This is a genomic window from Nitratireductor aquibiodomus NL21 = JCM 21793 (assembly GCF_000615975.1).
Lineage (GTDB): Bacteria > Pseudomonadota > Alphaproteobacteria > Rhizobiales > Rhizobiaceae > Nitratireductor > Nitratireductor aquibiodomus.
This window is the reverse complement of record NZ_BAMP01000130.1, coordinates 1-9,280: the sequence shown is the minus strand read 5'-3', so window position 1 is coordinate 9,280 and position 9,280 is coordinate 1. Positions and strand designations below refer to the sequence as shown.

The window sequence follows — 9,280 nt, the reverse complement described above, 5'->3', positions numbered from 1 at the left end:
TCGGCCTCTCGAAGGATTTTGGAAAACTGCGTCTGAGCGCCACCGGATCGGTGTCGCGTCAGCAATATGGCGATGCTACGCTGATCGATGGCAGCACGCTTTCGCAGGACGAGCGCAACGCGACGCTTGCCACGCTGCGCCTGCGCACCGGATATGCCATTTCACCCGCCCTCACCCCGTTCATCGAGGGCGAGTTCGGTCGCCGGTTCTATGACGAGACACAGGACAGCGCCGGCTATGAGCGCTCGGCAACGCGCCTTGCCGCACGCGCCGGTATCATGGTCGATATCGAGGAGAAGCTCTCCGGCGAAGCGTCCGTCGGATGGATTGCCGAGGACCTTGACGACGAGCGGCTGGATACGGTTTCGGGGCTGGCGCTTGCCGCAGCCCTCAACTGGTCGCCACAGCGCGGCACCAATGTGCGGTTCGATGGCTCCACCATAATCGAAGGCACGACGGATGCGGGCGACAGCGGCTCTATCCTGTATGCCGGGACACTGCGGCTTGAACGTCAAATTCGCGCAAACCTCACCGCCGAGGCGGCTGCCGGCCTTTCCTGGCGCGACTATATGAGCGGCGGGCACGACCTGACGATGAACGGTGAAGCCGGCATGACCTGGTGGCTCAACCGCACGCTGGGCCTGACCGGCCGCGCCCGCTATGAGAAGCGCACGAGCAGCCTTCCGGGCCGTGATTACGATGCCACGAGCGTATTCATGGGCGTCCGAATGCAGCGGTAGAACGCGTTTTCGGGAATTCGCTCCAGAATTCCGGAAAAGCTGGAAAACGCCACCATTTCAGGTCGAAACGCGGCGTTTTCCCAAAATTCTGAATCAGCTGCGGCCCGAAGCCTCGACAACCCTCAGCACATGTTCGCGCAGTTCGGGGCGCTCGAGCGCGAAGGCAAGATTGGCCTCCACAAACCCCTCGGGCGAACCGCAGTCGAACGTGCGGCCGGTAAAGTGATAGCCGTGAAACGGCTGGCGCTGCATCAGCGTCAGCATCGAATCGGTAAGCTGGATTTCACCGCCCGCCCCGCGCTCCTGCTGTGCGAGAAGATCGAATATCGCCGGCTGAAGGATATAACGGCCGTTAATGTAGAAATTCGACGGTGCATCTTCCGGCTTCGGTTTCTCAACCATCGCATTGATCTCAAAACCTCCGGCGACATCGTCACCGCGTCCGACGATACCGTATTTGTGGGTCTGGGAAGGTTCGCATTCTTCCACCGAGACCACATTGCCGCCGGTCTTCTCGAACACCTCCACCATCTGCGACAGACACCCCTTCGGAGCCTGCATGATCATGTCCGGTAAAAGAAGGGCAAACGGCTCATTGCCGACCAGTTCGCGCGCACACCAGACCGCATGGCCAAGACCGAGCGGTTCCTGCTGGCGGGTGAAACTCGTCTGCCCCGGCTGCGGCTGCATACCGTGCAGGCGTTGCAGAACCTCGTTCTTGCCGCGGCGTTCCAATGTATCGTAAAGTTCCACCTGAATGTCGAAGTGATCCTCGATGACAGCCTTATTGCGTCCCGTCACGAAGATGAAGTGCTCGATACCGGCTTCGCGTGCCTCGTCGACCACATACTGAATCACCGGTTTGTCGACGACCGTCAGCATTTCCTTGGGAATTGCCTTAGTGGCCGGAAGAAAACGTGTTCCGAGACCAGCGACAGGAAATACCGCTTTGCGAAGTTTCGTCATTAGAAATAGGCCCCCGAAAAGGTTGCTAGAAAGGGATATGGCGACGCCATAGCAACGCCGGATTGATGTTTCCTGAATGAATGCGCGTATATCGTGACAAGTTCCCCGGAAGAATGATCACGGACATTAACAGCATGGTAAACGTTTTTCTAACCGGGACCTGTCATGGATGCGCTGGAGTACCTGTAACGGAGATCGTGATGTTGTTCCGCTTGCCCCCACGAAACCTCGTCGCGACATTGATCGCTTCTTTCGTGGTCGCCTACACCGTAACCCTTCAACCGGCCAGCGCCGATGCGGGCTTCCAGCGCTGGGTTCAGCAGTTCCGCGGCGTGGCTATTCAAAACGGGGTATCCGGCGCCACCTATGACCGCGCCTTCCGCGGCATCACTGCGCCCGACCCCGAAGTGCTTGAGAAAGCACGCTATCAGCCCGAGTTCCGCGCCGAGCCCTGGGAGTATTTCGACAACCGTGTGCAGGAAGACGCAATTCAGCGCGGTCGCCAGCTTGCCCGTCAGTGGAAGCCGTGGCTCGACCGCATTGAAAGCCAGTTCGGCGTAAGCCGCTACGTTCTGCTCGCCATCTGGTCGGTCGAATCGAATTATGGCGAAGTGCTCAAGAACGAACGCATCATGCGCAGCGTACCGCGTTCTCTAGCCACACTCGCCTACGCCGACAAGCGGCGCGCGAAATTCGCCCGCCAGCAATTGATCGCCGCATTGAAGATTCTCCAGACCGGCGACATCGACGTCGGCCATCTTACCGGCTCGTGGGCGGGCGCGATGGGGCACACCCAGTTCATCCCGACCAGCTATCAGGCCTACGCAGTCGATATGGACGGCAATGGCCGCCGCGACATCTGGACCTCGATCCCCGACGCGCTCGCGACGGCAGCCAATCTTCTCCGCCGCAATGGATGGCGCGCAGGCGAGACCTGGGGCTACGAGACGGCTGCCCTGCCCGGCGGACGCAAGTTTCCCGGTGGCAACATGTCACTCAGCCGCTGGCAGTCGATTGGCGTGGTGCGCGCCAATGGCAAGCCATTCCCCCGCCCAAACGACAGCGCCGAGCTGAAAGTGCCGGACGGCCGGGAGGGACCGTCCTTCCTGGTGACCAAGAATTTTCAGGTCATCAAGCGCTACAACAATTCCGACAAATACGCGCTCGCGGTCGGATTGCTCGCCGATCAGATCGCCGGATATGGCGGGCTGGTGCGTGACTGGAACCGCCCGTTCGAACGACTGAGCTATACCGAAACGGAAGAACTGCAAAAACGTCTCGGCGCGCTTGGCTATTATGACGGGCCGATCGATGGCAAGATTGGGTCAGGCTCACGTGCCGCCATTCGCGCCTTCCAGGCACGCAGCGGCATGCAGCAGGACGGCCATCCCGGCAAGGAAGTCCTGCGACGCCTGCGCGGAAACTGAACCGGGAGCACGGAACGCGGGGCATGAAGGCCAACCGGACCAAAAAATCTGACGGCAGCGGCAAGTGCATCGCGCTTGCCGTTGTCGCCTTCAGTCTGGCCATGCCTGCGGCAACTGCCATTCCTTCCACAGCAGAAGCGCAGGAATACCGGCGGGAGCAACGACGTGGCCTGTTCGATCTCCTTTTCGGAGGAGCACTGCGCCAGCGCCAGCCGGAACGCCCGGCAACGCGCCAGCGCTCTGTCCCACGAAAGCAGCAGGGCACACAACGCCGCCGCTCGGCCACCCGCAGCGCGGCCCCCCAACCTCCACCGCCGCCGGAAGTCGAAAAGCTTGAGAATGCCCGTGTCGTTCTCGTTCTCGGCGACTTCCTCGCCGGAGGTCTCGCAGAAGGGCTGAGTTCAGCCTATGCGGAATCGCCCGGCGTCCGTGTGGTGAACCGCAGCAATGGATCGTCAGGCTTCGTGCGTGACGACTATTACGACTGGAACGGCGAGATTGCGGGCATACTGGAGGAAGTATCCCCCACTGTCGTTGTCATGATGATCGGCTCCAACGACCGCCAGCAGCTCGTCGTCGACGGCAAACGCGAAGCACCACGCTCAGAAGCCTGGCTCGTGGAATACACGCAAAGAGCCGAGACTTTTGCCGCGGCGCTGGAAGAAAAGCAAATCCCGCTCATCTGGAGCGGACTGCCGTCGTTCAAATCATCAAGCATGTCTTCGGACATGCTCGCCTTCAACGACATCTACAAGACCGCGGTCGAGGCGGTCGACGGTTCGTTCGTGGATATCTGGGACGGCTTCGTGGACGAAAACGGCGGTTTTATCTTCACCGGCCCGGACATGAACGGGCAGCCGGTGCGCCTGCGCGGCAGCGATGGCATCAACCTGACACGCTCAGGAAAGCGCAAGGTGGCCTTTTACGTAGAGAAGCCACTCAACAAACTGCTCGGCGAGGCCGTGTCTCCAGATATCGGCGAGCTTGGCATGGAGAGCCTCCCGGTGCTCGTGCTGCACCCAGAGAACCCCTCACCGGTGAACCGGACCATGCCGATCTCCCTTTCCGACCCCGCGCTCGACGGCGGGCTGGAACTGATGGGCGCTGTGGTGAAACCGATCGCACGTCAGGAGCGCGGTCAAAGCGACGGGGCCACTCCGGAACCTGTTGCCCAGCCCGGTCGTGCTGACAATTTCTCCCTGCGCACGAACGCGACTCCGAAAAGCGAAACGCCGCCTGACCCTCCGGCCCAGGCGACGCCCTGATTTCAATACGCGCTGAGACGCTCAACGCGGGAGGACGGAACTTCCCATGAGGAATTCGTCAATCGCCCGTGCCGCCTGACGCCCCTCGCGGATCGCCCAGACCACCAGAGACTGACCACGGCGGACATCGCCTGCGGTGAACAGGCGGTCGACACTGGTCTTGTAGTCCCGGTCATTGGCGTTGACGTTGACCGAGTTGCGGCGATCCACATCGGTTTTCAGACGATCTCCGAATTCCGACAGAACACCCGTTTCCGCCGGACCGGAGAAGCCAATGGCAATGAAAGCGAGGTCCGCGCGAATGACGAACTCGGTCCCGGCAACCGGCTTTCTCTTCTCGTCGACCTGGCAGCACTTCACGCCGGTCAGAACACCGTCCTCGCCGATGAACTCAAGCGTTGCGACCTGAAACTCGCGCTCCGCACCTTCGGCCTGCGAGGATGAGGTGCGCATCTTCGTTGCCCAATAGGGCCAGACAGCGAGCTTGTCTTCCTTTTCCGGCGGGCGCGGACGAATGTCGAGCTGGGTGACACGCACCGCTCCCTGACGGAACGCCGTGCCCACGCAGTCGGACGCGGTGTCGCCGCCACCGACCACCACCACATGCTTGCCGCCGGCGAGGATGGGATCGGAAGCCCAGGCAACGGACTGGATGTCCTCGCCGCCCACACGCCTGTTCTGCTGAACCAGATAGGGCATTGCGTCGTGCACACCTTCGAGGTCGGCACCAGGAATACCGGCAGGACGCGGGCGCTCCGAACCGCCGCAATACAAAACGGCATCATATTCAGAAAGGAGCTCCTCGACCGGCTTGTCGACACCGACATTCACGCCGCAATGGAAGGTGACGCCCTCGCCCTGCATCTGCTCGACGCGGCGGTCGATGTAATGCTTCTCGATCTTGAAATCGGGAATGCCATAGCGCATCAGCCCGCCCGGCCTGCTCTCGCGCTCATAGACATGCACCTGATGGCCCGCACGGCCAAGCTGCTGGGCAGCCGCCATGCCCGCGGGCCCCGAACCGATGATGGCCACGGTCTTGCCGGTCTTGTGCTCGGGCGGATAGGGCCGCACGAAGCCCGACTCATAGGCCTTGTCGGCAATGGCCTGCTCGACCGTCTTGATGGCAACGGGAATGTCTTCAAGATTGAGTGTGCAGGCTTCCTCGCAGGGCGCGGGGCAAATGCGGCCCGTCCATTCGGGGAAATTGTTTGTGGAATGCAGGTTGCGGATCGCCTCGTCCCAGTCGCCATTGTAGACGAGGTCGTTCCAGTCCGGGATCTGGTTGTGAACCGGACAGCCTGTCGGCCCATGGCAATAGGGAATGCCGCAATCCATGCAGCGCGCGGCCTGTTTCTCGACTTCCTTGTCCGACATGGGCAGCGTGAATTCGCGGAAATGGCGAATACGGTCGGATGCCGGCTGATATTTGTGGACCTGCCGGTCGATTTCGAGAAAACCTGTAACCTTACCCATCGAGTAAACCCCGTTATTCTATTGTAGTGCCGAAAGTCCGAGGACTTCCTCGCACCGTGCAATCCAGCGGGTGAGCGCCCTGCGCCCGTCGAGTTCAAATCCGCCCTGAGGGGCAAGCCGCGTGTAGCCCAGAAGCGCGATGTCGGCGATGGAGAGCGCATCACCGACAAAGAAGTCACGCGTCTTCAGAGCATCATCCATGAAATCGAGCGCGGCCTCGCCCCGCTCGACCTTGTCAGGATCACGCGTCTCCACCGGCTCCCTGCGGTAGACCACATGAAAACGCGCGCCTGCCACATTGGGCTCGTGGAAATTCTGCTCCCAGAACATCCACTGATCCATTTCCGCCGCGGCGAACGCGTCATCCGGCAGGAGCGCGCTGCCCCGCGCCAGATAGCGCATGATCGCGCCGGACTGCCCGAGTGTGCGACCATCATCGAACCGCACCACCGGCACCTGCCCGAAGGGCGACATGGCGAGGAAGGCCTCGGTGCGGCTCTCGCCCGCCATGATGTCAAGCTCGCGCCAGCGATAGGCGAGTCCGAGATGATCCGCCGTGTACTTGACCTTCAGGCAATTGCCCGAGTTCTGATCACCAAAGATCTCCATCGCATTCTCTCCCAAGGACGGCGGCTATTCCGCCGCCAGCCCCAGTTTCATGCGTTCCATCTCCTCAAGCGCACGGCGGTACTCGACCGGCATCACCTTGCGGAATTTGGGCCGATAGTCCGCCCAGTTGTCCAGAATGGTGCGCGCCCGCTCAGAGCCCGTGTAGTGGAGATGGTTGGAGATGAGCTGCGCCAGACGCTCCTCATCGTGCCGGGTCATGTCGCCGGATACGTCGACACGTCCCTTATGCATGAGGTCACCGCCGTGGTGGTGCAGCTTTTCGAGGATGTCGTCTTCCTCCGGCACCGGATCCAGCTCGACCATGGCCATGTTGCAGCGCTCAGCAAAATCGCCAGCCTCGTCCAGCACATAGGCGACGCCGCCCGACATGCCGGCCGCGAAGTTGCGGCCTGTCTGGCCGAGCACGACGACAACGCCGCCGGTCATGTATTCGCAGCCATGATCGCCCACGCCTTCGACCACCGCAACGGCACCCGAATTACGAACCGCAAAACGCTCGCCCGCAACGCCCCGGAAATAACACTCGCCCTCGGTGGCGCCGTAAAGCACGGTGTTGCCGACGATGATGGACTCTTCCGCGACAATCTTCGAATCGTCCGTCGGACGAATGACGATACGCCCGCCCGAAAGGCCCTTGCCGACATAGTCGTTGGCATCGCCATGAAGCGTGAAGGTGACACCGCGTGCCAGAAACGCGCCGAAGGACTGACCAGCCGTGCCCGTGAGGCGCACATCGATCGTGTTGTCCTTCAGGCCCTTTTGGCCGTAGCGCTTGGCCACCGCGCCCGACAGCATCGCACCGGCCGATCGGTCAGTGTTGCAGATCGGGAAATCGAGCGAAACCTTTTCGCGGCTTTCAAGCGCGGGCTTTGCCGCCTCGATCAGCTTGCGGTCGAGAATGTCGTCAATCGGATGGACCTGACGTTCCGTCCAGCGCACTGCTTCGCGCGGGGCGTCGGGCTTGTAGAAGACTTTTGTAAAATCGAGACCACGCGCCTTCCAGTGCTCGATCATCGCGTTCTTCTCAAGCAGATCCGACTGGCCGATAATGTCGTCGAGACTGGTGTAGCCCATCTCGGCCAGATACTGGCGCACCTCTTCCGCGACGTAGAAGAAGTAGTTGATCACATGCTCGGGCGTGCCCTTGAAGCGCTTGCGCAGCACCGGATCCTGCGTGGCCACGCCGACGGGGCAGGTGTTGAGGTGACACTTGCGCATCATGATGCAGCCGGCGGCAATGAGCGGTGCGGTTGAGAAGCCATATTCATCGGCACCGAGCAGCGCGCCGATGATGACGTCGCGGCCGGTTTTCAGCCCGCCATCAACCTGCAGCGCGACGCGCGAACGCAGGCCGTTGAGCACCAGGGTCTGATGCGTCTCGGCAAGGCCCATTTCCCACGGGCTGCCTGCATGCTTGATGGAGGTGAGCGGGGAAGCGCCCGTGCCGCCATCATAGCCCGAAATGGTGATGTGATCGGCGCGCGCCTTGGCAACGCCGGCCGCGACCGTGCCCACGCCAACCTCGGAGACGAGCTTGACGGAGACATCCGCATCCGGGTTGACGTTTTTCAGATCGTAGATGAGCTGCGCCAGATCCTCGATGGAATAGATGTCATGATGCGGCGGCGGCGAAATGAGGCCGACGCCCGGCGTGGAGTGGCGCACCTTGGCGATGGTGGCGTCGACCTTGTGGCCGGGAAGCTGACCGCCCTCGCCGGGCTTTGCGCCCTGCGCCACCTTGATCTGCATCATATCGGAATTGACGAGATATTCCGTGGTGACGCCAAAGCGGCCACTGGCGATCTGCTTGATGGCGGAACGCTCGGGGTTCATCGTGCCGTCGGGCATGGGCATGTAGCGGTCCGGCTCCTCGCCGCCCTCGCCCGTATTGGACTTGCCACCCAGCGCATTCATGGCGCGCGCCAGAGTGGTATGCGCCTCGCGGCTGATGGAACCGAAGGACATGGCGCCGGTGGAAAACCGCTTGACGATCTCGGACGCCGGCTCGACTTCATCCAGCGGGACAGGCTTGCGACCGGCATCTCCTGCCGTCTTGACCGCGAAGAGGCCGCGAATGGACTTGGCGTCTGCCGCCTCGCCATCGACCATTTTTGCGAAATCGCGATAGGTCTCGAAGGACTTGCCGCGCACGGCATGCTGGAGGGAGGCGACGGCATCGGGCGACCAGATGTGGGATTCGCCGCGCATGCGGTAATTGTATTCGCCACCCACTTCGAGCGCGTTCTTCAGCACCGGATCGGAACCGAAGGCCGAAGCATGGCGACCTGCCGTTTCGGCAGCGATCTCCTCCAGACCGACACCTTCGATCGTGGTGGCGGTGTTGGTGAAATAGTGTTCGATGAAATCGCTTTCGAGGCCCACGGCATCGAAAATCTGCGCACCGCAATAGGACTGATAGGTGGAGATGCCCATCTTGGACATGACCTTCAGAATGCCCTTGCCGATGGCCTTGATGTAGCGGTGGACGACCTCCTGCGGGTCTACCTCCGGCGGAAACTCACCGGCCTTGTGCATGGCAAGCAGTGTGTCGAAGGCGAGATAGGGGTTGATCGCCTCGGCGCCATAGCCGGCGAGACAGCAGAAATGATGCACCTCGCGCGGCTCGCCGGATTCGACCACGAGGCCGACGGCGGTGCGCAGCCCCTTGCGGATCAGGTGATGGTGGACGGCGGCGGTGGCAAGCAGCATCGGAATGGCGATGCGGTCCGGGCCGATCTGACGGTCGGACAGGATGATGATGTTGTAACCGCCGGCA

Annotated in this window: 7 protein-coding genes; 3 read left to right on the top strand and 4 right to left on the bottom strand. The window is 61.6% G+C overall.

Going from position 1 to position 9,280, the window contains the following annotated elements; genetic code table 11:
* The coding region (locus tag JCM21793_RS21710) for an outer membrane beta-barrel protein (RefSeq protein WP_025031704.1) at positions 1 to 740 on the top strand (740 nt) is incomplete at its 5' end.
* A 93-nt stretch (positions 741 to 833) separates the two neighbouring features.
* On the opposite strand, the gene galU is transcribed toward JCM21793_RS21710, so the two are convergent.
* Positions 834 to 1,706 carry a UTP--glucose-1-phosphate uridylyltransferase GalU gene (gene galU / locus JCM21793_RS21705; RefSeq protein ID WP_007008563.1) on the bottom strand — a complete coding sequence of 291 codons (873 nt, stop codon included), beginning with the start codon at positions 1,704 to 1,706 and terminating at the stop codon, positions 834 to 836.
* A 200-nt stretch (positions 1,707 to 1,906) separates the two neighbouring features.
* Here galU and JCM21793_RS21700 point away from each other — a divergent pair, with 200 nt between their 5' ends.
* Both JCM21793_RS21700 and JCM21793_RS21695 read left to right on the top strand, forming a co-directional pair.
* Positions 1,907 to 3,133 carry a lytic murein transglycosylase gene (locus tag JCM21793_RS21700; RefSeq protein ID WP_025031703.1) on the top strand — a complete coding sequence of 409 codons (1,227 nt, stop codon included), beginning with the start codon at positions 1,907 to 1,909 and terminating at the stop codon, positions 3,131 to 3,133.
* Positions 3,134 to 3,156: 23 nt separating this feature from the next.
* Positions 3,157 to 4,398, top strand: coding sequence for an SGNH/GDSL hydrolase family protein (locus JCM21793_RS21695; protein ID WP_025031702.1), 1,242 nt, complete (start codon positions 3,157 to 3,159; stop codon positions 4,396 to 4,398).
* A gap of 21 nt (positions 4,399 to 4,419) precedes the next feature.
* Here the strand turns inward: JCM21793_RS21695 and JCM21793_RS21690 are convergent, their stop codons facing one another.
* The 3 genes from JCM21793_RS21690 to gltB form a co-directional block, all read right to left on the bottom strand.
* Positions 4,420 to 5,874 (bottom strand): glutamate synthase subunit beta, encoded by a 1,455-nt coding sequence (locus JCM21793_RS21690; RefSeq protein ID WP_025031701.1) that lies wholly within the window; start codon positions 5,872 to 5,874, stop codon positions 4,420 to 4,422.
* 18 nt (positions 5,875 to 5,892) lie between these two features.
* A complete protein-coding gene (locus JCM21793_RS21685) occupies positions 5,893 to 6,483 on the bottom strand; it encodes a glutathione S-transferase family protein (RefSeq protein WP_007008559.1) in 591 nt (196 codons plus the stop codon).
* A gap of 24 nt (positions 6,484 to 6,507) precedes the next feature.
* The coding region (gltB, locus tag JCM21793_RS21680) for a glutamate synthase large subunit (RefSeq protein ID WP_025031700.1) at positions 6,508 to 9,280 on the bottom strand (2,773 nt) is incomplete at its 5' end.

What these genes read in the sequence shown, in the direction of transcription:
- JCM21793_RS21685 (WP_007008559.1), bottom strand. Translation starts at nt 6,483, where the DNA reads ATGGAGATCTTTGGTGATCAGAACTCGGGCAATTGCCTGAAGGTCAAG.
- JCM21793_RS21695 (WP_025031702.1), top strand. Translation starts at nt 3,157, where the DNA reads ATGAAGGCCAACCGGACCAAAAAATCTGACGGCAGCGGCAAGTGCATC.
- JCM21793_RS21690 (WP_025031701.1), bottom strand. Translation starts at nt 5,874, where the DNA reads ATGGGTAAGGTTACAGGTTTTCTCGAAATCGACCGGCAGGTCCACAAA.
- galU (WP_007008563.1), bottom strand. Translation starts at nt 1,706, where the DNA reads ATGACGAAACTTCGCAAAGCGGTATTTCCTGTCGCTGGTCTCGGAACA.
- JCM21793_RS21700 (WP_025031703.1), top strand. Translation starts at nt 1,907, where the DNA reads ATGTTGTTCCGCTTGCCCCCACGAAACCTCGTCGCGACATTGATCGCT.